The organism is Rhizobium lusitanum (genome assembly GCF_014189535.1).
Lineage (GTDB): Bacteria > Pseudomonadota > Alphaproteobacteria > Rhizobiales > Rhizobiaceae > Rhizobium > Rhizobium lusitanum_C.
On record NZ_CP050308.1, the window covers coordinates 2,718,956 to 2,743,040 of the forward strand.

A 24,085-nucleotide genomic window follows, 5' to 3' on the forward strand; every position below is an offset into this window, starting at 1 on the left:
AGGGAAAGTGAATTGATCGACGGATGGATTAGGGCCAGGGCAGGCATGTTCCTCGCTGAGGGAGTGACGGGCTGATGGGTGCCTATATCCTCAGGCGTCTGCTGCTGATGATCCCGACCATTGTCGGTATCATGGCGATCTCCTTTACCATCGTGCAGTTCGCGCCCGGCGGCCCGGTCGAGCAGATGATCGCGCAATTGACCGGCCAGGCCGACAATGCCAGCGGCCGCCTCTCCGGCGGCGGGGATATGCTGGCCCAGCAGGCGACCGACGATGGCGGCTCGAAATATCGCGGCGCGCAAGGGCTTGATCCGGAGCTGATCGCCAAGCTCAACAAGCAGTTCGGCTTCGATAAGCCGCCGCTCGAGCGCTTCGGGCAGATGATGTGGAACTATATCCGTTTCGATTTCGGCGAGAGCTTCTTCCGCAATACCTCGGTACTCGATCTCATCGGGCAGAAGTTGCCGGTGTCGATCTCGCTCGGCATCTGGATCCTGATCTTCTCCTACGCCATTTCGATCCCGCTCGGCATCCGCAAGGCCATCCAGGACGGCTCGACCTTCGATGTCTGGACCTCGGGCATCATTATCGTCGGCTATGCCGTCCCGAGCTTCCTCTTCGGCATCATGCTGATCGTGCTCTTCGCCGGCGGATCCTTCTTCGACTGGTTTCCGCTGCGCGGCCTCGTCTCGGACAATTTCGCCGATCTCAACTGGTGGCAGAAGATCCTCGATTACCTCTGGCATCTCGTCCTGCCGTTGATCTCGCTGTCGCTCGCCGCCTTCGCCACCACAACGCTGCTCACCAAGAATTCCTTCATCGAGGAAATCAAAAAGCAATATGTCATCACCGCCCGCGCCAAGGGGTTGAGCGAGCGGCGGGTGCTCTACGGCCATGTTTTCCGCAACGCCATGCTCATCGTCATCGCCGGCTTTCCCGGCGCCTTCATCTCCGCTTTCTTCACCGGCTCGCTGCTGATCGAGAACATCTTCTCGCTCGATGGCCTCGGCCGCCTCAGCTACCTCTCCGTCGTCCAGCGTGACTATCCGATCGTCTTCGCGACGCTCTTCATCTTCTCGCTGCTCGGCCTGTTCGTCGGCCTGATCTCGGACCTGATCTATACCTGGATCGACCCGCGCATCGATTTCGAGCGGAGGGACGTCTGATGGATGCAGCGAGCAATTCGCCGGCGGCAACGGTCAAGCCGCCGCGCAAGGGTCTCTTCTCTCCGACCAATCTTCGCCGCTGGCAGAATTTCAAGGCGAACCGCCGTGGCTACTGGTCCCTGTGGCTGTTCCTGGTCCTGTTCTTTCTCAGCCTTGGGGCGGAATTCATCGCCAACGACCGGCCGATCCTTGTCTCCTACAAGGGCCAGATCCTGATACCGGTCCTGATCGATTACCCCGAGGAGGAGACATTCGGGGGCTTCCTGGCACAGACGGATTACCGCGCCCCGGATATCGAGGATGAGATCAATGCCCACGGCTGGATGATCTGGCCGCCGATCCATTATTCCTATCAGACCGCCAATTCCAACCTGCCGCAGGGAAAATCGGCCCCGACGCCGCCCTTCTGGCTGATGAGCAAGGAGCAGCGCTGCTCCGGCTATGCCCAGGGAGTTGCCGATCCGAACTGCAACTGGAGCAATCTCAACTGGCTTGGCACGGACGACCAGGCGCGCGATGTCTTTGCGCGCATGATCTACGGCTTCCGCATCTCGGTGCTGTTCGGCCTGGTGCTGACCATCTGCTCGGCGGTCGTCGGCGTGGCTGCCGGCGCGACCCAGGGCTATTTCGGCGGCTGGACCGATCTTCTGATGCAGCGTTTCATCGAGATCTGGTCGTCGATGCCGGTGCTTTACATCCTGCTGATCATTGCCTCGGTGCTGCCGCCCGGCTTCTTCATTCTGCTCGGCATATTGCTGCTGTTTTCCTGGGTGGGTCTCGTCGGCGTCGTGCGCGCCGAGTTCCTGCGGGCGCGCAATTTCGAATATGTGCGCGCCGCCCGCGCGCTCGGCGTCAACAACATCACCATCATGTATCGCCACCTGCTGCCCAACGCCATGGTCGCGACCTTGACCTTCGTGCCGTTCATTCTCTCCGGCTCGATCACGACGCTGACCTCGCTGGACTTTTTAGGCTTCGGCATGCCCCCCGGCTCGCCGTCGCTCGGCGAAATGATCGCGCAAGGGAAATCCAACCTGCAGGCGCCGTGGCTCGGCCTCTCCGCCTTCTTCACCATGTCGATCATGCTGTCGCTTTTGATCTTCGTCGGCGAAGCCGTGCGTGATGCGTTCGATCCGAGGAAGACGTTCCGATGAGCGACAATTCGACCCCCTTGCTGTCTGTCCGCAATCTGTCCGTTGCCTTTCATCAGGGCGGCCGAACCTCGACCGCCGTCGACGGCATCTCGTTTGATATCCATAAGGGCGAAGTGCTGGCGCTGGTCGGCGAATCCGGCTCCGGCAAGTCGGTCTCGGCCAATTCGATCCTGAAGCTGCTGCCCTATCCGTCCGCCAGCCACCCCTCCGGCGAAATCCTGTTCAAGGGCAAGGACCTGTTGAAGGCATCGGACAATGAGCTGCGTGCCGTGCGCGGCAACGACATCACGATGATCTTCCAGGAGCCGATGACCTCGCTCAATCCGCTCCACTCGATCGAAAAGCAGATCACGGAAATCCTGGCGCTGCATCAGGGCGTGGTCGGCCAGCAGGCCCGTCGCCGCACGCTGGAGCTTTTGAACCAGGTCGGCATTCGCGAGCCGGAAAAGCGTCTGAAGGCCTATCCGCATGAGCTATCCGGCGGCCAGCGCCAGCGCGTGATGATCGCCATGGCGCTTGCCAACCGGCCGGAGCTCCTGATCGCCGACGAGCCGACCACGGCGCTCGACGTGACGGTGCAGGCGCAGATCCTCGAACTGCTGCGGGACCTCAAGGGCGTGCACGGCATGTCGATGCTGTTCATCACCCATGATCTCGGCATCGTCCGCAAATTCGCCGACCGTGTCTGCGTCATGACCAAGGGCCATATCGTCGAAACCGGGACGGTCGAAGAGGTCTTCACCAACCCGCAGCACGAATATACCCGCCATCTGCTCGCCGCCGAGCCGCGCGGCGAGCCGCCGGTCAGCGACACCAGCAAGCCGGTGGTCATGGAAGGCTCCGACATCAAGGTCTGGTTTCCGATCAAGGCCGGGCTGATGCGCAAGGTGGTCGATCATGTGAAGGCCGTCGATGGCATCGATCTGAAACTTCGCGCCGGCCAGACGCTCGGCGTCGTCGGCGAGAGCGGCTCCGGCAAGACGACGCTCGGCCTGGCGCTTGCCCGGCTGATCTCCTCCAAGGGCCGCATCGCCTTCGTCGGCAAGGATATTGCCAATTATTCCTTCAAGGAGATGCGGCCGCTGCGCAGCCAGCTACAGGTCGTCTTCCAGGACCCTTACGGCTCGCTCAGCCCGCGCATGTCGGTCGGTGACATCATCGCCGAGGGGCTGAAGGTGCATGAAGCATCCCTGTCGGCGGAAGAGCGCGACCGGCGTGTCTGCTGGGCACTGGAGGAGGTCGGCCTTGATCCTTTGACCCGGTGGCGTTTCCCGCATGAATTTTCCGGCGGCCAGCGCCAGCGCATCGCCATTGCCCGCGCCATGGTGCTGAAGCCGCGCTTCGTCATGCTGGACGAACCGACGTCAGCGCTCGACATGAGCGTGCAGGCCCAGGTCGTTGATCTGCTACGTGACCTGCAGCAGCGTCATGACCTTGCCTATCTCTTTATCAGCCACGACTTGAAGGTGGTGAAGGCGCTTGCCAACGACCTGATCGTCATGCGCTTCGGTAAGGTGGTGGAGCAGGGTCCGTCGGCGGATATTTTCCGCGCGCCGCAAGAGGATTACACCAAGGCGCTTCTCGCCGCCGCGTTCAACATCGAGGCGGTGCCGACCGCCGCCATCCAGCAGTAGAGACCAGCGCCATGTCCAGCAAAAGTCCCGTTCTCGTCGATCTCAAGTTCAATCCGGAGAGCGTCGCCAAGGTCCTCAAGACCGCGTTCAGCGATCGCGGCAGCATCAATCTTGCTGATCCTGCCACGAAGGATCTGGATCTGAGCCATGTCGACTATGCGCTTCTGTGGAAGCCGGATGCTGATCTCTATCAGCGCGCGCCCAATCTCAAGGCCATCTTTTCCGGCGGCGCCGGGGTCGATTCCCTGATCACTGCCGCCACTCCGCGAGATATTCCTATCGTTCGCTTCGTCGATCGCAGCCTGACGGTGCGCATGTCGGAATGGGTCGTGCTGCAATGCCTGATGCATCTGCGCAATGTCTGCGGTCATTTCAGGCACCAGCGTAAACACGTCTGGGGTCGGCCGGCGGGGCTTGAGGCGCGCGATGTCACCGTCGGCGTCATGGGGCTCGGCGTTCTCGGCCTCGATGCCGCCGCCAAGCTCAAGGTCATGGGCTTCGACGTCATCGGCTGGTCGCGGCAGAAGAAGCATATCGACGGCATGGAAACCTTCGACGCCGGCGAGATCGATGCCTTTCTCGCAAAAACGGATATTCTCGTTGGCCTGCTGCCGCTGACGCCGGAGACGACGGCGCTCTACAATGCCTCGCTATTTTCGAAGCTCCGTCGCGATGGTGCGCTGGGCAAGCCGGTGTTCATCAATGCCGGGCGCGGCAAGAGCCAGGTTCAGGCGGATATCGTCTCGGCAATCGAGACCGGCATCCTCGGCGGCGCGTCGCTCGATGTCTTCGAGGTTGAGCCGCTGCCGGCCGACGACCCGCTCTGGGGCCTGGAGAACGTCGTCATCACCCCTCACGATGCGGCGGTCTCGGAAGAATACTCGCTGATGCGGCATGTCGAGGAGCAGATCGCCCGTTTCGAAAGCGGCGAGCCGCTGCAATATCAGGTGGACCGCAGCCTCGGCTATTGATCGAGGCCTCGTCGCAAGAGCTGAAAACTTAGGCATGCATTGCCGGTAAAGCGCAGCCGCGTGTCCAAATGATTATCAATTTTGCTTCAGTGACTGGACTTTCCCTCAACTTTTTTGATAAGACTAGAACTGTATCCGCCCGCCGGCCTGTGTGGCCGCGGCGTGAGGTGGGCGCAGGGAGACGGGCAGGAACGACATGACGAAGACCGATATTGCCGCCCGTGTCTATAACCATACCTGGAAGCTCGACCCGATCGTCCGCAGTCTGATCGATACGGATTTCTATAAGCTCCTGATGCTGCAGATGATCTGGAAGCTCTATCCGGATGTCGATGCCACCTTCTCCCTGATCAACCGCACCAAGAGCGTCCGGCTCGCCGAGGTGATCGACGAGAAGGAATTGCGCGAGCAGCTCGATCACGCCCGCACGCTCCGGCTTTCGAAGAAGGAGATGATCTGGCTGGCGGGTAACAGCTTCTACGGCCGCGCCCAGATCTTCGAGCCGGAATTCCTGACCTGGCTGTCGAATTTCCAGCTTCCGGAGTATGAACTGTCGAAGCGTGACGGCCAGTATGTTCTCGATTTCCACGGCTCGTGGAAAGAAACGAGCATGTGGGAAATTCCCGCACTCGCCATCATCAACGAGCTTCGTTCGCGCACGGCGCTGAAGGCGCTCGGTCCTTTCACGCTCGATGTCCTCTATGCACGCGCCAAGGCGAAGATGTGGGAGAAGGTCGAGCGGCTGAGGGAATTGCCCGACCTGCACATTTCCGATTTTGGCACGCGTCGCCGTCATAGCTTCCTCTGGCAGCGCTGGTGTGTTGAGGCGCTGAAGGAAGGTGTGCCCCACGCATTCACCGGCACGAGCAATGTTCTTCTTGCCATGGATTCCGATCTCGAAGCCGTCGGCACCAATGCGCACGAGCTGCCCATGGTGGCAGCGGCCCTTGCGAAGACCGACGAGGAACTTGGCAAGGCGCCTTACAAGGTGCTGCGCGACTGGAACCGCCTTTACGGCGGCAACTTGCTGGTGGTCCTGCCCGATGCCTTCGGCACGGCCTCCTTCCTGCGCAACGCCCCGGAATGGGTGGCCGACTGGACCGGCTTCCGTCCGGACAGCGCGCCCCCGATCGAAGGCGGCGAGAAGATCATCGACTGGTGGAAGAAGATGGGTCGCGACCCGCGCCAGAAGCTGCTGATTTTCTCCGACGGTCTCGACGTCGATGCGATCATCGCCACCTACAAGCATTTCGAGGGCCGCGTGCGTATGGGCTTCGGTTGGGGCACCAATTTGACCAATGATTTCGCCGGCTGCGCGCCCACCGAGATCCACGGCCTCAACCCGATCTCGATCGTCTGCAAGGTCATCGAAGCCAACGGCCGCCCGGCCGTCAAGCTCTCCGACAATCCGCAGAAGGCGACCGGCGAACCGGCCGAGGTCGAACGCTACCTGAAATTCTTCGGCGCCGAGGATCGCGTCGATCACGAGGTGGTGGTGTAGCGGCGGTATCCGCCTTTTTTCCAGCAAAACCCAAAGCGCCGTCTGCGCGTGAGCAATGCCAATGCCGGCTGATTACAGCGCTGGTGTTAAGTGCCTGCTTGCTCGTGCTAAAAAGGCGTATAGTCTGTAAGTACGGTCCGGTCGGGCTGAGTGGGGAAAGGCAGTGCGTATGGGTATTGTTGGCGCGCGCGGTCGGTCGATCGCGGTATTGCTTCTATGTCTGTTTGGGCTTGCCTTGCCCAACGTGGTCTTTGCGCAAAGTGCTGCCACGACGCCGGCCGCCACCGCCGCGCCACCACCGGAGAAGGTCCGCGAACTCATTCAGTTGATGAATGAGCCTGACGTCAAGCAATGGCTTGCGGCGCAGGTGAACCCCACGTCGTCAACCACCACCGCTGCCGCCAGCGACCCCGGCATGGGCGGTGACCAGATGTCGGAACTGTCGAATACGCTCGGCCATACCCGCCGGCATTTGGAAATAGTGTCAGGTGCGGTGATGACATTGCCTTCGGAGGTGATGGCGGCATCACAGAAGTTGGAAGACGAGGGCGAGGCGGCTGGCCGGCTGCGCATTGGCATCCAGGCGCTGGTGCTGTTTTTCCTCGGTCTTGTCGCCGAATGGGTGGTTGGGCGCTTGATCAACGCCAAGCATACGCAGCGGACGAAAGAGGCGGCTGGTGTCGAAACCGAGCTGCAGGCCGCCCGCTTCCAGTTCATGGGTGGCGTGATACCGGCCATCGTTCACGGTCTCGCGACACTGATCCCGCTTCTTATCTTCGACTGGCCGCCGATCATCGAAAGTTTTGCGATTGCCTGCGTCATCGCATTCGTTTCCATGAGGCTGGCGATCTCGATCGGCAAACTACTGATGGAGCTGATCGCGATGCGCCGGGCGAGCGATGTTCTGGATGAGGATGCCGGTGTCGCGCGCATCGCGGAACGGCGGCGGGTGGCGACTTATTGGTATCGGCGCTGCACATTGTTCGCCATCTATTTCGCCTGCGGTTGGGCGGTGATGCAGGTGATAGTGCCCCTCGGTTTTTCCAATGGCGCCCGCTATCTCGTCGGCTACACGCTCGGTATCGGCCTGTTTCTGATTGCCGTGGAAGCTGTCTGGTCACGTCCGTCGCAGCCAGGGAAACCTGGCAGAACGGCGATCTCCTGGCTGTTGACGATTTACTTCGCGGCACTTTGGTGCCTATGGGTGACCGGCTTCGAAGGCCTGCTCTGGGTTGGCATCTATGTCATTCTGCTGCCGCGCGCGCTTTCGGTGTCGTCGCGGGCTGTGGAGGCATTGCATGATGCGGCCGGCGGCGTCTTTGGCGCCGGCAGTGTTGCGGCCGTGTTTCTCGACCGCGGCGTTCGTGCCGTGATCATCACGTTTGCCGCTTTCTGGCTCGGCCGGATGCTGGGCGTCGAAGCGGATATGGTGATGAGGACGCCTGAATCCGGCATCGATCGCATCGCGCGCGGTCTTCTCGGCGGCATCGTCGTCCTGCTCGCCGCCGATCTGATCTGGCATCTGGCCAAGACCTATATCGACGGCAAGCTGATGCAGGCATTGCCGCTCGTCAGCGATTCCGAAGAGCTGAGGGCCAGCCGCGCGCGGCTGCAGACGCTGCTACCGATCTTCCGCAACATCCTCGCGGTCGTCATCGTCATCATCGCCATCATGATGGTACTGTCGGGGCTCGGCATTCAGATCGGGCCGCTGATCGCCGGCGCCGGCGTTGTCGGGGTTGCCGTCGGTTTCGGCGCGCAAACCGTCGTCAAGGATGTCATCAGCGGCATGTTCTATCTCTGGGACGATGCCTTTCGCGTCGGCGAATATATCGAAAGCGGCAACCACAAGGGCGTGGTGGAATCCTTCAGCCTGCGCTCGGTGAAACTCCGCCACCAGCGTGGGCCGCTGGCAACCGTTCCCTTCGGCTCGCTTGGCGCGGTCAACAACATGAACCGCGACTGGGCGATCGACAAGATCATCGTCAAGGTCACCTACGATACCGACCTGGTGAAGATGAAGCGGATCATCAAGGATATCGGCCAGCGCCTGATGGATGACCCGGAGCTCGCTCCCAACATCATTCAGACATTGAAGATGAAAGGGGTCGAGCAGTTCGGCGATTTCGCGATCGAGATCCGGCTGGCGATCACCACCAAGCCCGGTGAACTCTCAGCCATCCGCCGCAATGCGCTGGCGATGATCAAGCAGGCCTTTGACGAAAACGGCATCCAGTTCGCATTCCCGACCGTACAGGTGTCAGGCGACAGGGATGCCGCTGCCGTGGCGGCACGGCAGCTCATCGAGATGCGGACGGCGAACGTCGAACAGCAGGCTGGCTAGCGCCGGCTGTTCAGAACGTTTCCTTGTAGGGGCGCAGGTCGATTTCCTGGGTCCAGGCGGAGGGGTGCTGGCGGTGGATATGCCAGTAGGTCTCGGCGATGGCGTCGATGTTGAGCAGGCTGTCTGTCTGTACCTCTGGTCGCCTCAACCGCAATCTGTCGCCGTCGATGCCGCCATCGATGATGGTGTGGGCGACATGCAGGCCGAGCGGCCCGAATTCCCGCGCCATGCTCTGGCTGATCATTCGCAAGCCCGCCTTGGCGGCGGCGAATTGCGCGTAACCGGCCTTGCCGCGCAAGCTGGCCGAAGCGCCGGTGAAGATCACCGTGCCGCGCCCGAGAGGAGCGAGATGCCGGGCGGCCTCACGCCCGACGAGAAAGCCGCCGAAGCAGCAGATGCGCCAGAATTCCTCGAACTCGGCGGCGGTGACGTCGCGAAAGCCGATGGGGCGGTTGATGCCGGCGTTGAAGACGATGAAGTCGGGCGGGTCGATCTCATTTCGCGGCGCAAACGCATGGTCGAATAGCCGCGTCACTGCTGCCTCGTCGGTAGCATCCGTCTCGATCGCTTCGGCGCTGCCGCCGGAGACATTGATACCGTCGGCGACCTTGGTGATCTTGTCCAGGGTCCGGCCGGCGATGATGACATGATAGCCCTTGTCGGCCAGTAGCCGGCAAAGCGCCGCGCCAAGCCCTTGTTCGGCTCCCACACCCACGATGACGGCGCTTGGCGTGCTCATTCCGCTGCCTCCCTGGTCTCGAGTGTCGGATAATCCGTGTAGCCCTCGGTGCCGCCACCGTAGAAGGTCGGGCGATGATAGGGGGTGAGGGACGCGCCTTGGCGAATGCGCTCCGGCAGATCCGGGTTGGCGATGAACAGGCGACCGAAGGCGATGGCGTCGGCATGACCGGCGGCAAGCGCTGCCTCAGCGGTCTCCGGCTTGAAATTGCCCGCCGCGATCAGCGTTCCCGACCAGGCGGGGCGGAAAAGCTCTATGGCCGAGGGCACGTTCTTGTGGTCGACTTCGGCCTGGCCGGCACCGCTCGCGCGTGGCTCGATCAGGTGCAGATAGGCAAGATGCAGCCGATCGAGTTCGCGGATGACATGACCGTAGAGCCGCAGCGGATCGTCCTCGCCGCTATCATTGGCAATGCCGAAGGGGGAGAGGCGGACGCCGACGCGATTCGAGCCCCAGACCTTGGAAACCGCCTCGACCACGTCGAGCAGCAGTCGCGTGCGGTTCTCGATCGAGCCGCCATATTGGTCGGTGCGCTGGTTCGAGCGGGCCTGCAGGAATTGTTCGATCAGATAACCGTTGGCGCCGTGGATTTCGACGCCGTCAAAGCCGGCCTGCTTCGCATTGGCCGCGGCCTGGGCGTAGACGTCGATCAACAGCGGCATCAGATCGATATCGATCGCCTGTGGGGTCTCGAAGGGCACGCGCTCGAACGAGGCGGTGAAGGCTTGACCGGATGCGGCAACCGCCGAGGGCGCGATCGGCGCTGCGCCGCCGGGCTGGTGCGACGAATGGGAGATGCGGCCGACATGCCAGAGCTGCAGGAAGATCTGCCCGCCCTTGGCGTGAACCGCGTCGGTCACGGCCTTCCAGCCGATGATCTGCTCCAGCGTATGGATGCCCGGCGTTGCCGGCATGCCCTGTCCGCTCGGAGAAATCTGCGAGCCCTCCGAAATGATCAGCCCGCCCTCGGATGCGCGTTGCGCGTAATATTCGACGTTCATCGGGGAGGGGACGTTGCCCGGCTGGCTCGCCCGCATGCGCGTCAACGGCGCCATGACGACACGATGCGCCAGTTCGTAAGGACCGACGGACAACGGCGAAAATAAAGTAGCTGTCATGCAAATCACCTGCCTGGAGCGAATTTTGCTCGCCGGGGCGGAAGGGCCGGTCACCGGCGAATCGGTCTCGGGAGAGTTGGAATAAGATGATGGCCATCATTTATTCCAACAATCGGACGTGCGCAACCAAATCTCGTTCAAGTCTAATGCGCAAAATTGCATTTCCGGAAGTTTCCAAGCGCGGAAATTTCGAGATTCTCGGCCACTACGCCGCAATCTTGCGGAGAAAAACCAGAATCGCGCCATTGAATTGCGCCGGGCGCTGCAACGGCGCGAAATGGCTGACGCCCGGTAGCAGGATCAGCTCCGCGCCGGGGATGCTGCGGGCGAGATGGTCGGCATGCTCTCGTTTGATGAACTCGTCATGCTCGCTGTGCACGATCGTGACCGGCACGTCGATCCCGGCAAGATCGGCGACGGAATAGTTCGGCTGGGTCCGCTGCATCAGGCCGACCGCCTCGACGAAGGCGTCGAACTGATCCGGCGTTGCAGACAGGGCGGCGTAATCCTTGACGTGCCGGGAAAAGCAGCGGTCGACGATCGGCGTGGGCACGAACTCCTTGGCGCCGCTGGGATCCATGTTGCAGGCAAAAAACAAGACGCCGGCGATGCGGGCCGGATAGGCCCTGGCGAGGATCAGGCCGGTGCACGCGCCGTCGCTCCACCCGACGATGGCGGCTTTGTCGATGTTGAGCCTGTCCATCACCGCCAGCACATCGGCCGCCATCAGTTCATACGTGTAAGGCCGCTCATCGCGCGTGCTGCGGCCATGGCCTCGGCTGTCGATGATCACCGCCTGGTAGCCGGCCTCGATCAGCGCCGGCACCTGATGGCCCCAATTGCCGCTGTTTCCGAGGCCGCCATGCAGTAGGATGACCGGCTGGCCTTTCCCGTAGGCCGCATACCAGATGCGGGCACTGTCATGCTCGACATGGCCTTGGGCATTCGTGGCGGGCAGGGGGGCGGCACCTTCAGCCGCAAATATCTCGAGATCGTCGTCCTGGAATTCCATGCTCATCTCTCCCCCGTGATGAGTGCCTCTCGGCATTAGCATAGCCGAAATCTAGGTCAGGCGATCTATCCGGGCAAGCCGCCCCAGGCAGATCATCATCACTCCGCCCGCTCCCATCACGCCGTCACAAACCGCCGCAGCGCATCCGCCAATTCACTCGTCCCGTGGCGAATCTCGCCGACATCGCGCTCGGCATCTATTCGGCCGGCATTATGTGCCTCGTAGAGTTCCGTGACGAGCCGGGCATAGCTCTCGGAAAGACCGCCACGGGTCAGGACCCCTTCCCATTGCGACCGTGGCAGTTCCCGGGCAATGACGGGATGGGCAACAAGCGAGGCGATGACGGTTGCGACGTCGTTTGGCGTATATCGCCGCGGACCCTCGGCATGGACAATCCGTAGGTGCGTTCCCTCGTCCTCAAGAAGCAGATCGGCGGCTATGGCGCCGACATCGAAGGCGGAGACGGTCGGGAACAGCTTTGTCAGCGGATGATGAAAGCTATGCAGCTGGCCGGTCTCGACCGCTACTCGCGTCACCCGCGACCAATTTTCCATATGCTCCGCCGATCGCAGGAAGATAGTGCGCGAGCGCAGTTCGCGTAGGCGCGCTTCCAAGGCGTTGAAGAGCAGCGTGATGCCGGTGCCCGACGTCACTTCCGCACCATAATCGGAGATGGCAAGCACCAATTCCGGATTTGCCCTGTCCAGTGCCTCGCCCATCGTCTCGATCAGCCGCAGCATCTCTGCCCGCGCATCGATCGCTCTGATATCGATAGGGCAGATGACCTGAACAGCGCGTGCGCCGTCGATTGCCTCGGTCAATGCGCCGACATCGTCTATATCAGCCACTGCGACCTCGCAGCCCAAATCGACAAATTCCTGAGACCTTGAGCGATCGCGCAGGATCGCGCGGACCGGCGCGTCTCTCTCTCGCAAGGCGGCGATTGTCGCGCGGCCAACTTTCCCGGTAGCGCCCAGAATTGCGAACATGATAATTCCTCCTGTCTTTCCAGAAGGCTTATCCGTCCGTTTGGTTCCCTTCGCGCCTATTCGGATGACGAATTGCGAGATCGGATGAAAATCGCAATCACTGACGCGTGCGGGCTATCATGCCGGGGGTGATGCCGAGGATACGCCGCATCCAGTGCGCCATATGGCTCTGATGGGCAAAACCCGCCTCCAGCGCAACCTGGCTCAACGGCATGTCTTCCGATAGGAGCATCAATTTGGCGCGCTCAACCCGGCGGGTCAGCACATACTGGTGCATGGGCATGCCGAAACTGGCGCGAAACAGCGGCTTCAGATGAGACAGGCTGAGCCCGACGACTACGGCCAAATCGGCAAGCGACAGGGATTGATCGATATGGGCTTCGATGAAGTCCACAAGACGCCGTCTTTGCAGCGCGCTGAGCGACCTCGCCATTGCGGGTTTCTCCCCTCCCGATGGGTTCCCGCTGTCCACCAGACGGATCGCAAGCGCCAAGGCGAGTGTCTCGGCATAGAGCCTGTCGGATGGCACGCTTGTCTCGAGTTCCGTCTTGATGGCCCAGGCGATCGACTCGATCCCGGTGTCGCGAAGCTGAAACTTGGGAACGAGGGAAATGGTCTCGGGGTCGCGTCCCATTGCCGTGGCCGCAGTGCTGAGGAGCTCGGGTCCGATGCTCAATCGCAAAATAGTGCAATCGGCATCATCCTCCCACCAGCCATCCAACCCGGCAGGCACGACGTCGATGTCGCCATGCTTCTGAATGCGGCGAGAGTGCCGGCCGTCGCACTGGCAATGCGCGTTCACGGCGCGTCCGAAATGAATGCCGAGCCGGTGCGATGTCAAACCGGGAACATAGGTGCGCCCGGCGCGGATATGGAGCAATTCCGCATCCAAGCCAGCCCAGCCAAGATGTCTGCTCGAAAGGAGGATGTTTGCCGCGCCGTTCTTTCCGAGATTGGTGTTGCCGAATTGATCCATGAATTCGCCCTTTCATAGAGGACGCTGTTGATGTGCTTCGATCATACATCTTTATTGATTGGCTAGGAGATCAACGTCACAGCCTTTGCCGAAGCGCCGCAAGCACGTCGACTGCCTTGGCAATATCCGCCGATTGAAAATCGACGGCAAGCGCTCCGATCCAGTTGCGACGAAGCTGGTCGGCAGCGCCATAAGCATCGTCGCCCTTGCCGGTCAGGACGGCGAGCTGTGCTTTCTTGTGATGCGGATTGTCTCGAAACTCCACCAGGCCGTCGCGGACGAGCTCGTTGACGATGCGCTGCACGCCTTGACGGGCAACGCCAGCCTCCTTGGCGATCTGCGCGACCGTGCGTCCTGTCCTTGGTCGAGCAATGGCGCCAAGCACCTGCCAGCGCGCGCTCGTCAGGCCGATCGGCCCGACGATCTCGTCGCCCCTCGCGAGAAGCCGCCCATTCAGGCGGAAGACTTCGAGGATCAGGCGGCCAAGTTCGTCTGCATCTGCGGGCATGTGTCGTGTTCTCTAACTGTGGAAATCAATATTGACAATATGTTGTCATTTATCGATGATGAGATCAATGTGAAATCGAACCTTGGAGTGAGAGGCATGAAGACGGAGTCTATTTTTCGCGTGGATAAGTTCGCGGTGCCGACGCAATCGCGCGATGCTTTCATGGCCCGGCTACAGGTTACGCATAAGACGCTGGGTGCCGCCGATGGGTGCGTGCAGAACCTGGTTCTTGAACAGGTGTCCGGAGCCGGGGAATTCAATGTCGTCACCATCGTCGAGTGGCGCGACACTGCCGCCTATGGAAATGCCAGGCAGGCCGCGCAGCAGAGGCAGAGGGAGAACGGCTTCGATCCGCAGAGCTACTTCCGCGAATTGGGCATCAAGGCCGATCTTGGGAACTACATGCCGATGCCGGAAGGGGTTTCCTCGATCCTCTAAACCCCTCCAACAAGGGCCGTCGAATGGGCCAGTGATTTTGCTTCGACAGCAGTCCGTGAATGAGGAGGGCGGTGCTTTACTGCGTGCCAAACGACGCCAGGTGCTCGAAAAGATCGCGCGCAGGCGCCGTCAATTCTTCTCCTGAGCGGACGCAGACCGACAGCCGGCGCGTCGCCCAGTCATCAGCAAGGTGGATGGCGGCGATCTTCGCGGATCTTCCGCAGCGTCGCGCCGCCGTCTCGGGCACGATGCCGAGGCCGACGCCGTCAGCCGCCATCTGGCAGATGCCCTCGAAGGTGCGCAGGCGCACCCGTGTCTTCAGCTTGACGCCGATCCTCGTCGCCTGAGCGTCGATGTGATCCTGCAACGCGCCGCCCGAGAGCCCGACGAAATGCTGATTAAGGATGTCCGCGAAGGCGACGCGCTTCTTCTCCACCAGCGCGTGATCGCGGGGCACGACCACCACCAGCCGGTCGATGGCGAAGGGGCGTAGCTCCAGGCCGCTGGTGTCGACCGCATCCGAGAGAATGCCGATCTCCGCCAGCCCGGCCGCGACGGCCTTGGCGGTCTCGATGCTCTGCCGTTCCTTGAGTGCGATGTCGATCTGTGGATGAGCCTTCATCCAGGGCGCGAGCCGTTCGGGCAGGAATTCGGTGATCGTGGCTGTGTTGGCCGCCAGTCGGATGGTCGCGCGCAGCCCGCTGGCATGCTCGCCAAGCTCGCCATGCATCTGCGCCATCTGCCGCTGGATCAGGCGGGCATGATGCGCCAGTGCCTCGCCAGCCGGCGTCGGCAAGACGCCGCGACGACCGCGCTCGAGCAGTTTGACTTCGCCCGTCGCCTCCATGTCACGCAGGCGCTCGCTGGCGGCGGGCAGGGAAAGCCCGACATCGGCCGCCCCGTGGGTGATGCTGCCGGCATCCACCACGGCGAGGAAAAGGCGAAGATCGGTCAGGTCGAAGCGCATGCGGACAAGCATAGCCGATACCCAGCCTTCGGAACAGCCGAAGTCTGGCTGTGGATCATCCGCATTGCGCCGGTCGCCAGATCCCCTATGTCAGCGGCATGATGGATCATTCGATATTGCTTGTTGTCGCCATCGCCGCGACCTTCTTTGCCGCCGGCATCGTCAAGGGCGTCACCGGCATGGGGCTACCGACGGTCGCCATGGGCGTGCTCGGCGGGCTGATCTCGCCGCTCGCCGCCGCCAGCCTGCTGATCGCCCCGTCCTTCGTGACCAATGTCTGGCAGCTCTTCGCCGGCCCGAAATTCGGCCCGCTCCTGCGCAGGTTCTGGCCGATGATGGTGGCGATTGTCGCCGGTACTGTCGCGGGCTCGTCGCTGCTGACCAGCGGCAGCACCGCGCTGACGACGGCAGCGCTTGGTGCGGCGCTGGTGATCTATGCCGCCTATACGCTCCTCGCCCGCCAGCTTCGCGTGCCGGCGGGGCTGGAGCCGTGGCTGTCGCCGGCCATCGGTCTTGTCACCGGTGCCGTCACCGGCGGTACAGGCGTCTTCGTCATCCCGGCCGTGCCCTATCTGCAGGCACTTGGTCTGGAAAAGGACGATCTGGTGCAGGCGCTCGGCCTGTCCTTCACCATCTCCACCATTGCGCTTGCGGCCGGGCTTACCTGGCGCGGCGCTTTCCAGCTCGACAATCTCGCCATGTCGGGGCTGGCGATCCTGCCAGCGCTTGCTGGCATGTGGACCGGGCAACTTATTCGCAACCGCGTCAGCCCAGCCACCTTTCGGCTATGGTTCCTGATCTGCCTGCTCCTCCTCGGCGCCGAGATGTTGGCAAGGCCATTTTTCTAAACGTTGAAACTGGCCCAACATCAGGAAAGAGCCCGGGTGGCGTTTGCCGGTATGACGCGTAGCGTCAGCCCCCAGAAGGCGAGGGCGAAGGCGCTGATGCCGGCGCCGAGCAGGCAGACTCCGGGCCAGCCGGCATGAGCATAGGCAAGCGTCGACATGGAGGAGCCGAACGCGCTGCCGATGGAATAGAAGACCATATAGCCCGCCGTCAGCCGGCTCTGCGCGTCGGGCCGCACGCGGTAGATCATCGCCTGGTTGGTGACATGCACGGCCTGCAGGCCGAAATCGATGACGACAACGCCAATGACCAGCCAGAGGATCGAATGCGGCAGCAGGGAGATCGGCCCCCAGGCCAGCAGCATCAGTGCGAGAGAGATACCCGTGGTGCGCTGACCCAATCCCCGATCCGTCCACCGACCGGCTCTGGTCGCGCCGAGCGCTCCGGCCACGCCGGCAAGCCCGAACAGGCCGATTGCCGTGTGCGACAGCGAGAAGGGCGGCGCGCTCAGCGGCAGGACGAGCGGTGTCAGCAGCGTCGTGATGTTGGCAAAGATCAACATGCAGATGATGCCGCGGATCAGCAGGGGCGGCTCGGTGACGAGAAGCCCGAAGAGCGAGCCGATCAGGCGTGGATAGGACATTGTTGTCGGGCGTGCTTCCTGCCGGGGCAGGGCTTTCCAGAGCAGTGCGACGATGACGAGCGTCGCAGCCGCCGAAGCGAGATAGACCGTCCGCCAGCCAGAGAGATCGGTGAGCGTGCCGGCAATGGTGCGGGCAAGCAGAATGCCGAGCACGATCCCGCTGGTGACGACCCCGACGATATGGCCGCGCTCGGCCGGTGGCGCAAGGCTTGCGGCATAGGCGACAAAGGCTTGCGTCACCACCGCCATCAGCCCCATCACCGTCATCGCCAAGAGCAGCATGTTTCCGCTGGACGCGAAGCCGATGGCGACCAGTGCCGCGACGGAAAGCAGCGATTGCGCGATCACCAGCCGACGCCGGTCGATAAGGTCGCCGATCGGAACCAGGAGGATCAGCCCCAATCCATAACCGAGCTGGGTTGCCCCGACGATCAGTCCCGCATGAGCGCGCGACAGGCCGAGATCGTCGGCCATCACATCGAGCATCGGATGCGCGAAATAGGCATTGGCGACGGCCAGCCCGCTCGCCACCGCGAAAAGCAGCATCAGCGCGCGCGACAGAGGCGGTGTTTGGCGCGGCTCGCCGTGACTGGACGCCCTCTGCTCCGTCTTGGCAAAATCGGCGTCCAGCACCACATCATCATCGGATCGCATCCCGGCTCCTCCATTGATTAGGTTTTATTATGAAACCATTTGATCAATAGCGGATCGGTTTTATAATGCAACTCCTATCTGTCGAAGGAAGAGGCATGGTCGCCCGGAAGAGTCTTAGCGGAAATTACTGCCCGAGCGCGCGATCACTGGATGTGATCGGCGACTGGTGGTCGCTGCTCATCGTCCGCGACGCCTTTGACGGGCTGACGCGCTTCGGCGAATTCCAGAAGAGCCTCGGCATCGCCAAGAACATTCTGGCCCAGCGGCTACGCACGCTGGTCGAGCGTGGCATTCTCATGTCGGTTCCAGCGGCCAATGGCGGCGCGCATCAGGAATATCACCTGACCGACATGGGCCGCGATCTCTTCCCGGTCATGGTGGCGCTGCGGCAATGGGGGGAGCGCTATCTGTTCGAACCGGGCGAGCCGCATTCAACGCTCGTCGAACGCGACACCGGCCGGCCCATCCGCCTTGATGTCCGAACGGATGACGGCAACGCGATTACCGCCGACAGGGCACTCATTCTCAAGGTGCCCGTCACGGACGAGGACTGACAGGTCGCGCCGCCAGCCGACCTTTGGCTCTCGCATATTCTTGTTCGTCGGCTTCCGTGCGCTTATGAAGTCCACAAAAGCCTGTCAGCTTACGCCCGCAAAGCTTCCCGACAGTGTCAGGTCGGGAAAATAGCCCTCCGCCTTGTTTCCGACAGTCTTCCCACCGGTGAGGCCTCCCTGGATTTCCGAACCGAAGAATGAATAGGGGAATGTCGGCGATACGGCGCTGACCTCGTCCAGGCGGCGGCGCAGTTCGGGCGGGATCTCGAATTCCACGGCTGCGAGATTGTCCTTGAGCTGGTCCAGCCTGGTGGCGCCGAGGATGACCGAGGCCACGCCCGGCTGCGTCATCACCCAGTTTACGGCCACCTGCGCCATGCTGCGGCCAAGCGCGGCCGATACTTTTTCAAGCTCGGCGACGATTGCCCAGTTCCGCTCGGTGAATTTCTGGAAGCCGGGATTGCTCGTGCCGCGTACCGTCTCAAGCCGCCCACTGACCTGCTCCTTCGAATCGGACCGGTATTTTCCGCTCAAGAAACCGCTTGCCAGCGGGCTCCAGACCATGATCCCCGCGCCGTAGCGGGTGCCAAAGGGGATGAATTCCTGCTCGATATTGCGCTCCGCCAGGGAGTATTCCATCTGCAGCGCCGAAACCGGCTCGTAACCCCGGTGTTCGGCCACGGCCTGCGCACGGCTGGCATACCAGGCCGGTACGTCCGAAAGGCCGACATGGCGCACTTTTCCGGAGCGGACGAGATCGTCGAGTGTACGCATGACCTCTTCGGGCGGCGTCAGCCGATCCCAGCAATGCAGCAAATAGAGGTCGATATGGTCGGTGTTCAGCCGCTTCAGCGAGCCCTCGACCGCGCGCAGGATGTTCTTGCGACCATTGCCGGCGGTGTTCGGATTGTTGCCGGCGATATTCATGCTGAACTTGGTCGCGATCACGGCCTCGTCACGCAGGCCGCGCTCAGTGATGAATTCGCCCAGCCACGCTTCCGATGTCCCGCCCGTATAGGCGTCGGCCGTGTCGAAGAAATTACCGCCGGCCTCGACATAGGCGTCGAACATGGCGCGCGCGGTGTCCTTGTCTGCGCCCCAGCCCCATTCCGTGCCGAAGGTCATGGCGCCAAGCGCAAGCTGCGGCACCTTCAGGCCGCTATTGCCGAGTGTGTAATAGGTCATGCCCATGGGTTTGATCCTCGCTTGTTGATCTCGTTTGCGCGGCAGGTTCTCCCGCATCGCGGTTCGCCAGGGTAGGATGCGCAAAAAGCCTCTATTCGATAAGATCGTTTATTCTTCATGCAGTATACGATATCATTCATGAATGGATCGCGATCTGCTTGCCCATCTCCCGGTTATCGTTGCCGTGGCCCGTCGCGGTGGCTTTGCCGCCGCTGCCGCCGAACTCGGCATGAGCCCGTCGGCGGTTAGCCATGCCGTGCGGTTGGTGGAGGAGCGGCTGGGCCAGCCGCTATTTGCCCGTACGACCCGCAGCGTGGCGCTGACGGATGCGGGCAAGAGTCTCGTCGGCACACTAACGCCGGCCTTGCAGGATATTCATGAGCGGATGGAGCGTATCCGCTCGGTCAAGGGCCGGCCGAGCGGCCTACTCCGGATTAATGCCGCGCGAATTAGCCTGCCGCTCGCCGTAACCCCGATCATTGCCGCGATGGCGGAGCGTTATCCCGATGTCGAGGTCGAGATATTCTCCGATGAGCGCCTGACCGATATCGTCTCCGAGGGTTTCGACGCCGGAATTCGCATCGGCGAGATGATCGCGCAAGACATGGTGGCGGTGCGGCTGACGCCGCCGTTCCGCTCCATCATCGTTGCCTCGCCCGGTTACATCGGCAGCTACGGTCGCCCGATGAATCTCACGGATCTTTCGCAGCACAATTGCATCGGCTACCGGCTCATTCGCTCCGGCGGACTCTATCAGTGGGACTTGGTACAGGATGGCCGTGATGTGGCCGTGGCGGTGCGGGGTTCGGCGATCGTCACGGAATCACACTCGGCCGTCGAGCTGGCGCTTGCCGGCGTTGGCCTTGCCTATGTGTTCGAGCCGCTGGTGAAGGCCGATATTGCCGCAGGCCGGCTCATTCAGGTGCTGGATCCTTACGCCGTCACCGAGGACGGCCTCTTCCTCTATTTCCCCCGACGCGCTGAACTGGCGCCGAAGCTCAGGGCCTTCATCGACACCGCCCGGAGCGTCGGCCGCGAATCTTAGATATGGCGCGGGCATAGGCAGTCTGATGTTGATGTCAGGAAATAAGTAGCCGTAGAGATGGCGGACAAGGTGGGATTCGAACCCACGGTACGCTTTCACGCACACACGCGTTCCAGGCGTGCGCCTTAAACCACTCGGCCACCTGTCCATCTGCACTTTCGCATCCGACGAAGGAGCTATTGTGGGAACGGCGCGATATATACCGATGATTTTTCAGGGATCAACCCAAATCTGACAGTTTTTTGACTTCTGGACAAAAAACTCTGGGCTTCGGCACCATTGCACTTGTTTCTCATGCAACTTATTTAAGGAAAAGGACGGAGTTTAGTGCTGTTGGCCAGTCGTGTATGGCCGAGAGTTATGAGTATCGGGAGGAGTTCGTGCGTTTCCTGTTGCGTTTTGCCAGCCTAGTCGCGCTGGTGGTTGCCGTGGTTGCGGGAACTATCGATTCTATCCAGTCGGTCGCGGCGTCTGCCGTGGTGATGACGCCGATGGGGGATGCCTGGAAGGATGTGAGCCCGTCCTCGCTCGCCAATGTCCAGTCCTTGATCTCCTATTATATTCATCCCCGCCTCTATGATCTGGCGATGCAATGGCTGCTGTTCCAGCCGGCTTTCGCGGTCTTCCTGGTGCTCTCGCTGTTGTTGTGGATGGTGGCCTACAAGAAGCCGCCGGTTGCAGGCCGTTTCAGCGTCTAAGGCCGGCTGCTGTTCCTCGATATATGTTTCGAAAGCTGTTCCGGCTATGCAGTTCGGCGACGTCCGGAGGCGCATCGGCGGGGCTGTTTTTGCCTTGCTTGGCCGCTTGGTTGGCTAATAAAAACGCAGTTCGAGAGCGGAATTGTCCAAAAAACAGTCCCTTTGAGCGGGTTTTTGGCAATTCCCACAAATCTTTACCAACTGAAAAATTTCTGGTGAATTTTTCGTACAGCCATGCAAGGATGCGCGCCAGCTTGGCCTCGGGGGAGGCCGGCGGTTCCGCAGACATGTCCGGTCAACGGGCTTGCGGGAGGACCCAACAAGATAGAAACAACAGGGCTGCAACTCATGAAAAAATCCCTTTTGACGCTTTTCGCCTTGGCTGCCATGTCGGCAACGGCGCTTGCGGCCGACATCAAGCCGGCGATCGTCTACGGCACCGGCGGCAAGTTCGACAAGTCCTTCAACGAAGCGGCCTATAACGGCGCCGAAAAGTTCAAGAAGGAAACCGGCATCGCCTATCGCGACTTCGAACCGACCGGCGACACCCAGGGCGAACAGGCGCTGCGCAACTTCGCCAGCAAGGGTTTTAACCCGGTGATTGCCGTTTCCTTCGCCTGGACCTCCGCTCTCCAGAAGGTTGCAGCCGAATATCCGAAGACCGAATTCGTTCTGATCGACGACAGTCTTGATCTGCCGAACGTCCGTTCCGTCAAGTTCAAGGAAAATGAAGGCTCGTATCTCGCCGGCGTCATGGCCGCTCTGTCTTCGAAGACCGGCAAGATCGGTTTCGTCGGCGGCATGGACATTCCGCTGATCCGCAAGTTCGAATGCGGCTACGAACTGGGTGCCCGCGCCGCCAATCCGAAGATCGAAGTCTTCCAGAACATGGCCGGCACGACCGGTGCTGCCTGGAACGACCCGGTTCGCGGCGGCGAGCTCACCAAGAACCAGATCGACCAGGGCGCAGACGTGGTCTACGCGGCTGCCGGCGCGACCGGCCTTGGCGTGCTGCAGACGGCTGCCGACAACAAGAAGCTTTCCGTCGGTGTCGATAGTAACCAGAACTACCTGCATCCGGGTTCGGTTCTGACCTCCGTCGTCAAGCGCGTTGACCTCGCAGTCTACAATGCCTTCAGCGATTCCAAGGCTGGCAAGTTTACGCCCGGCACGCAGGAACTCGGCCTCAAGGAAGAAGGCGTCGGCGTAGCTCTGGACGACAACAACAAGCCGCTCATCACCCCGGAAATCAAGTCCGCCATCGATAAGGCGACCGCCGATATCATTGCCGGCACGATCAAGGTACACGACTACACGACCGATAACGCCTGCCCGAAGAGCTGATATGAAATTAGGGCGTATGACGGCATCAAAACGTCATACGCCCTTTTCTTATCCGGAATTCTGATTTCTGGAGCCGTGTAGTGAGCCAATTGCCTGCCATCGAACTTGTGGGCATCGACAAGAAGTTCGGTGCCGTCCACGCCAATAAAGACATCAACCTGACCGTTTCCAAGGGTTCGATCCACGGGATTATCGGAGAAAACGGTGCCGGGAAGTCGACTCTGATGTCGATCATCTACGGCTTCTATCAGGCCGATAGCGGCGAGATCCGCATCAATGGCAATCCTATCGCCATCCGTGACAGCCAGACGGCCATCGCCGCCGGCATCGGCATGGTGCACCAGCATTTCATGCTGGTCGATAATTTCTCCGTGCTGGAAAACATCATGCTCGGTGCCGAAGGCGGAGCCCTTCTGGCCAAGGGCGTTGCTGCGGCCCGCGCCGAGCTTGGCAGGCTGGAGGCGGATTACGGGCTGGACGTCGATCCTGACGCCCTGATCGAAGAACTCCCCGTCGGCCAGCAGCAGCGCGTCGAGATCCTGAAGGCCATGTATCGTGGCGCCGAGATCCTTATCCTCGATGAGCCCACCGGCGTGTTGACGCCCGCCGAAGCCGACAACCTGTTCCGGATCCTGCGCGTGCTGCGCGACCAGGGCAAGACCATCCTTCTCATTACCCATAAGCTGCGCGAGATCATGGCGATCACCGATACGGTATCGGTCATGCGCCGCGGCGAAATGGTGGCGACGCGCAAGACCGCCGAGACCACCGTCGAAGAGCTGGCCGAGCTGATGGTCGGCCGCCGCGTGCTGCTGCGTGTCGAAAAAGGCACCGCCCATCCCGGCGATATCCTGCTCTCTGTCCGTAACCTCACCGTCAAGGACGGTCGCGGTGTCACCATGGTCGACAATGTCTCCTTCGACGTGCGCGCCGGCGAGATCGTCGGCATCGCCGGCGTTGCCGGCAACGGCCAGTCTGAGCTGCTGGAGGCGATTGCCGGTATCCGCAAGCCGGCCTCGGGCGAGATCTGTCTGCACGGCAAGCCGATCGGCGCCGCCGATCCTGCCGCCCTGCGTGCCCTCGGCCTTGCCCATATCCCCGAAGATCGCCACCATATGGGCCTCGTCCTCAAATTCGAGGAATATGAGAATTCGATGCTCGGCTATCACCGTGACCCCAAATATGGCAGGGCCGGCCTGCTCGACCTCGATGCCATGCGCAAGGATGCGATCGAGAAGATCGAGAAATACGACATCCGCCCGCCGAACGCCCGGCTGAAGACCGCCAATTTCTCCGGTGGCAACCAGCAGAAGATCGTCGTCGCCCGTGAGATCGAGCGTGATCCGAAGGCCCTGCTGATTGGCCAGCCGACGCGCGGCGTCGACATCGGCGCCATCGAGTTCATCCATCGCCGCATCATCGAGATGCGCGACGCCGGCAAGGCGATCCTGCTGGTTTCGGTGGAGCTGGATGAAATCCGCGCGCTTTCGGACCGCATCCTCGTCATGTTCGCCGGCCATGTCGTCGGCGAAAAAACGGCTGACGCCGGTGAACAGACACTCGGCCTGATGATGGCCGGAATTGCCGCGTGAGGCCTTG

At 61.6% G+C, this 24,085-nt stretch carries 23 protein-coding genes and 1 tRNA gene; 13 read left to right on the forward strand and 11 right to left on the reverse strand.

Annotated features, from left to right (window positions below; translation table 11 throughout):
* The first annotated feature begins 74 nt into the window (after window positions 1-74).
* The 6 genes from HB780_RS26780 (at window position 75) to HB780_RS26805 (ending at window position 8,770) form a co-directional block, all read left to right on the forward strand.
* Window positions 75-1,166: a microcin C ABC transporter permease YejB gene (locus tag HB780_RS26780; RefSeq protein ID WP_183690638.1), complete on the forward strand. Its 1,092-nt coding sequence runs from the start codon at window positions 75-77 to the stop codon at window positions 1,164-1,166.
* Window positions 1,166-2,320 (forward strand): ABC transporter permease, encoded by a 1,155-nt coding sequence (locus tag HB780_RS26785; RefSeq protein WP_183690640.1) that lies wholly within the window; start codon window positions 1,166-1,168, stop codon window positions 2,318-2,320. Before HB780_RS26780 ends, HB780_RS26785 begins: the two co-directional genes overlap by 1 nt.
* Complete coding sequence (locus tag HB780_RS26790) at window positions 2,317-3,954, forward strand: ABC transporter ATP-binding protein (RefSeq protein ID WP_183690642.1); 1,638 nt, start codon at window positions 2,317-2,319, stop codon at window positions 3,952-3,954. The genes HB780_RS26785 and HB780_RS26790 overlap by 4 nt, the downstream gene beginning before the upstream one ends.
* An 11-nt stretch (window positions 3,955-3,965) precedes the next feature.
* Entirely contained in the window at window positions 3,966-4,925 is a 960-nt protein-coding gene (locus HB780_RS26795) for a 2-hydroxyacid dehydrogenase (protein WP_183690644.1), read from the forward strand.
* Window positions 4,926-5,121: 196 nt separating this feature from the next.
* On the forward strand, window positions 5,122-6,426 hold the full coding sequence (gene pncB / locus HB780_RS26800; RefSeq protein ID WP_047460651.1) for a nicotinate phosphoribosyltransferase: 1,305 nt from the start codon (window positions 5,122-5,124) through the stop codon (window positions 6,424-6,426).
* Between the two features lie 169 nt (window positions 6,427-6,595).
* Complete coding sequence (locus HB780_RS26805) at window positions 6,596-8,770, forward strand: mechanosensitive ion channel family protein (RefSeq protein WP_183697512.1); 2,175 nt, start codon at window positions 6,596-6,598, stop codon at window positions 8,768-8,770.
* A gap of 10 nt (window positions 8,771-8,780) precedes the next feature.
* Here the strand turns inward: HB780_RS26805 and HB780_RS26810 are convergent, their stop codons facing one another.
* The 6 genes from HB780_RS26810 to HB780_RS26835 all read right to left on the reverse strand — a co-directional run bounded on the left by HB780_RS26810 (window position 8,781) and on the right by HB780_RS26835 (window position 14,112).
* Window positions 8,781-9,509 carry an SDR family NAD(P)-dependent oxidoreductase gene (locus tag HB780_RS26810; RefSeq protein WP_183690646.1) on the reverse strand — a complete coding sequence of 243 codons (729 nt, stop codon included), beginning with the start codon at window positions 9,507-9,509 and terminating at the stop codon, window positions 8,781-8,783.
* Entirely contained in the window at window positions 9,506-10,627 is a 1,122-nt protein-coding gene (locus HB780_RS26815) for an alkene reductase (protein WP_183690648.1), read from the reverse strand. The genes HB780_RS26810 and HB780_RS26815 overlap by 4 nt, the downstream gene beginning before the upstream one ends.
* A gap of 205 nt (window positions 10,628-10,832) precedes the next feature.
* Window positions 10,833-11,639 (reverse strand): alpha/beta fold hydrolase, encoded by an 807-nt coding sequence (locus HB780_RS26820; protein ID WP_183690650.1) that lies wholly within the window; start codon window positions 11,637-11,639, stop codon window positions 10,833-10,835.
* Between the two features lie 116 nt (window positions 11,640-11,755).
* Window positions 11,756-12,628 (reverse strand): NmrA family NAD(P)-binding protein, encoded by an 873-nt coding sequence (locus tag HB780_RS26825; RefSeq protein WP_183690652.1) that lies wholly within the window; start codon window positions 12,626-12,628, stop codon window positions 11,756-11,758.
* 97 nt (window positions 12,629-12,725) lie between these two features.
* On the reverse strand, window positions 12,726-13,604 hold the full coding sequence (locus tag HB780_RS26830; RefSeq protein ID WP_183690653.1) for an AraC family transcriptional regulator: 879 nt from the start codon (window positions 13,602-13,604) through the stop codon (window positions 12,726-12,728).
* Window positions 13,605-13,680: 76 nt separating this feature from the next.
* Window positions 13,681-14,112, reverse strand: coding sequence for a MarR family winged helix-turn-helix transcriptional regulator (locus HB780_RS26835; protein ID WP_183690655.1), 432 nt, complete (start codon window positions 14,110-14,112; stop codon window positions 13,681-13,683).
* Between the two features lie 96 nt (window positions 14,113-14,208).
* Between HB780_RS26835 and HB780_RS26840 the strand changes: the two genes are divergently transcribed.
* Window positions 14,209-14,550, forward strand: coding sequence for an antibiotic biosynthesis monooxygenase (locus tag HB780_RS26840; protein WP_183690657.1), 342 nt, complete (start codon window positions 14,209-14,211; stop codon window positions 14,548-14,550).
* Window positions 14,551-14,626: 76 nt separating this feature from the next.
* On the opposite strand, the gene HB780_RS26845 is transcribed toward HB780_RS26840, so the two are convergent.
* A complete protein-coding gene (locus tag HB780_RS26845) occupies window positions 14,627-15,517 on the reverse strand; it encodes a LysR family transcriptional regulator (protein ID WP_183697515.1) in 891 nt (296 codons plus the stop codon).
* A gap of 98 nt (window positions 15,518-15,615) precedes the next feature.
* On the opposite strand from HB780_RS26845, the gene HB780_RS26850 reads away from it, so the two are divergent.
* Window positions 15,616-16,365: a sulfite exporter TauE/SafE family protein gene (locus tag HB780_RS26850; protein ID WP_183697517.1), complete on the forward strand. Its 750-nt coding sequence runs from the start codon at window positions 15,616-15,618 to the stop codon at window positions 16,363-16,365.
* 20 nt (window positions 16,366-16,385) lie between these two features.
* Here the strand turns inward: HB780_RS26850 and HB780_RS26855 are convergent, their stop codons facing one another.
* Window positions 16,386-17,660: an MFS transporter gene (locus tag HB780_RS26855; RefSeq protein WP_183690659.1), complete on the reverse strand. Its 1,275-nt coding sequence runs from the start codon at window positions 17,658-17,660 to the stop codon at window positions 16,386-16,388.
* 95 nt (window positions 17,661-17,755) lie between these two features.
* Between HB780_RS26855 and HB780_RS26860 the strand changes: the two genes are divergently transcribed.
* Window positions 17,756-18,214, forward strand: a complete 459-nt coding sequence (locus HB780_RS26860) for a winged helix-turn-helix transcriptional regulator (RefSeq protein ID WP_183690661.1) — start codon at window positions 17,756-17,758, stop codon at window positions 18,212-18,214.
* Between the two features lie 84 nt (window positions 18,215-18,298).
* On the opposite strand, the gene HB780_RS26865 is transcribed toward HB780_RS26860, so the two are convergent.
* The gene (locus HB780_RS26865) at window positions 18,299-19,405 is read right to left on the reverse strand and encodes an aldo/keto reductase (RefSeq protein WP_183690663.1); all 1,107 of its coding nucleotides are present in this window, start codon (window positions 19,403-19,405) and stop codon (window positions 18,299-18,301) included.
* A 136-nt stretch (window positions 19,406-19,541) separates the two neighbouring features.
* Between HB780_RS26865 and HB780_RS26870 the strand changes: the two genes are divergently transcribed.
* Window positions 19,542-20,444 carry a LysR family transcriptional regulator gene (locus tag HB780_RS26870; protein ID WP_183690665.1) on the forward strand — a complete coding sequence of 301 codons (903 nt, stop codon included), beginning with the start codon at window positions 19,542-19,544 and terminating at the stop codon, window positions 20,442-20,444.
* Window positions 20,445-20,502: 58 nt separating this feature from the next.
* Here HB780_RS26870 and HB780_RS26875 read toward each other — a convergent pair.
* Window positions 20,503-20,592, reverse strand: a tRNA-Ser gene (locus HB780_RS26875).
* Window positions 20,593-20,824: 232 nt separating this feature from the next.
* On the opposite strand from HB780_RS26875, the gene HB780_RS26880 reads away from it, so the two are divergent.
* Entirely contained in the window at window positions 20,825-21,142 is a 318-nt protein-coding gene (locus tag HB780_RS26880; RefSeq protein ID WP_183690667.1) for a hypothetical protein, read from the forward strand.
* On the opposite strand, the gene HB780_RS26885 is transcribed toward HB780_RS26880, so the two are convergent.
* Window positions 21,132-21,431, reverse strand: a complete 300-nt coding sequence (locus tag HB780_RS26885) for a hypothetical protein (RefSeq protein ID WP_183690669.1) — start codon at window positions 21,429-21,431, stop codon at window positions 21,132-21,134. The genes HB780_RS26880 and HB780_RS26885 overlap by 11 nt on opposite strands.
* A 59-nt stretch (window positions 21,432-21,490) precedes the next feature.
* Here HB780_RS26885 and HB780_RS26890 point away from each other — a divergent pair, with 59 nt between their 5' ends.
* Both HB780_RS26890 and HB780_RS26895 read left to right on the forward strand, forming a co-directional pair.
* Window positions 21,491-22,486, forward strand: a complete 996-nt coding sequence (locus HB780_RS26890; RefSeq protein ID WP_183690671.1) for a BMP family lipoprotein — start codon at window positions 21,491-21,493, stop codon at window positions 22,484-22,486.
* A gap of 80 nt (window positions 22,487-22,566) precedes the next feature.
* Entirely contained in the window at window positions 22,567-24,078 is a 1,512-nt protein-coding gene (locus tag HB780_RS26895; protein WP_183690673.1) for an ABC transporter ATP-binding protein, read from the forward strand.
* Window positions 24,079-24,085 lie beyond the last annotated feature (7 nt).

Bases quoted from the DNA above. Each gene is read 5' to 3' on its own strand.
- HB780_RS26780 (WP_183690638.1), top strand. From the start codon at position 75: ATGGGTGCCTATATCCTCAGGCGTCTGCTGCTGATGATCCCGACCATT.
- HB780_RS26785 (WP_183690640.1), top strand. From the start codon at position 1,166: ATGGATGCAGCGAGCAATTCGCCGGCGGCAACGGTCAAGCCGCCGCGC.
- HB780_RS26790 (WP_183690642.1), top strand. From the start codon at position 2,317: ATGAGCGACAATTCGACCCCCTTGCTGTCTGTCCGCAATCTGTCCGTT.
- HB780_RS26795 (WP_183690644.1), top strand. From the start codon at position 3,966: ATGTCCAGCAAAAGTCCCGTTCTCGTCGATCTCAAGTTCAATCCGGAG.
- pncB (WP_047460651.1), top strand. From the start codon at position 5,122: ATGACGAAGACCGATATTGCCGCCCGTGTCTATAACCATACCTGGAAG.
- HB780_RS26805 (WP_183697512.1), top strand. From the start codon at position 6,596: ATGGGTATTGTTGGCGCGCGCGGTCGGTCGATCGCGGTATTGCTTCTA.
- HB780_RS26810 (WP_183690646.1), bottom strand. From the start codon at position 9,509: ATGAGCACGCCAAGCGCCGTCATCGTGGGTGTGGGAGCCGAACAAGGG.
- HB780_RS26815 (WP_183690648.1), bottom strand. From the start codon at position 10,627: ATGACAGCTACTTTATTTTCGCCGTTGTCCGTCGGTCCTTACGAACTG.
- HB780_RS26820 (WP_183690650.1), bottom strand. From the start codon at position 11,639: ATGGAATTCCAGGACGACGATCTCGAGATATTTGCGGCTGAAGGTGCC.
- HB780_RS26825 (WP_183690652.1), bottom strand. From the start codon at position 12,628: ATGTTCGCAATTCTGGGCGCTACCGGGAAAGTTGGCCGCGCGACAATC.
- HB780_RS26830 (WP_183690653.1), bottom strand. From the start codon at position 13,604: ATGGATCAATTCGGCAACACCAATCTCGGAAAGAACGGCGCGGCAAAC.
- HB780_RS26835 (WP_183690655.1), bottom strand. From the start codon at position 14,112: ATGCCCGCAGATGCAGACGAACTTGGCCGCCTGATCCTCGAAGTCTTC.
- HB780_RS26840 (WP_183690657.1), top strand. From the start codon at position 14,209: ATGAAGACGGAGTCTATTTTTCGCGTGGATAAGTTCGCGGTGCCGACG.
- HB780_RS26845 (WP_183697515.1), bottom strand. From the start codon at position 15,517: ATGCGCTTCGACCTGACCGATCTTCGCCTTTTCCTCGCCGTGGTGGAT.
- HB780_RS26850 (WP_183697517.1), top strand. From the start codon at position 15,616: ATGATGGATCATTCGATATTGCTTGTTGTCGCCATCGCCGCGACCTTC.
- HB780_RS26855 (WP_183690659.1), bottom strand. From the start codon at position 17,660: ATGCGATCCGATGATGATGTGGTGCTGGACGCCGATTTTGCCAAGACG.
- HB780_RS26860 (WP_183690661.1), top strand. From the start codon at position 17,756: ATGGTCGCCCGGAAGAGTCTTAGCGGAAATTACTGCCCGAGCGCGCGA.
- HB780_RS26865 (WP_183690663.1), bottom strand. From the start codon at position 19,405: ATGGGCATGACCTATTACACACTCGGCAATAGCGGCCTGAAGGTGCCG.
- HB780_RS26870 (WP_183690665.1), top strand. From the start codon at position 19,542: ATGGATCGCGATCTGCTTGCCCATCTCCCGGTTATCGTTGCCGTGGCC.
- HB780_RS26885 (WP_183690669.1), bottom strand. From the start codon at position 21,431: ATGTCTGCGGAACCGCCGGCCTCCCCCGAGGCCAAGCTGGCGCGCATC.
- HB780_RS26890 (WP_183690671.1), top strand. From the start codon at position 21,491: ATGAAAAAATCCCTTTTGACGCTTTTCGCCTTGGCTGCCATGTCGGCA.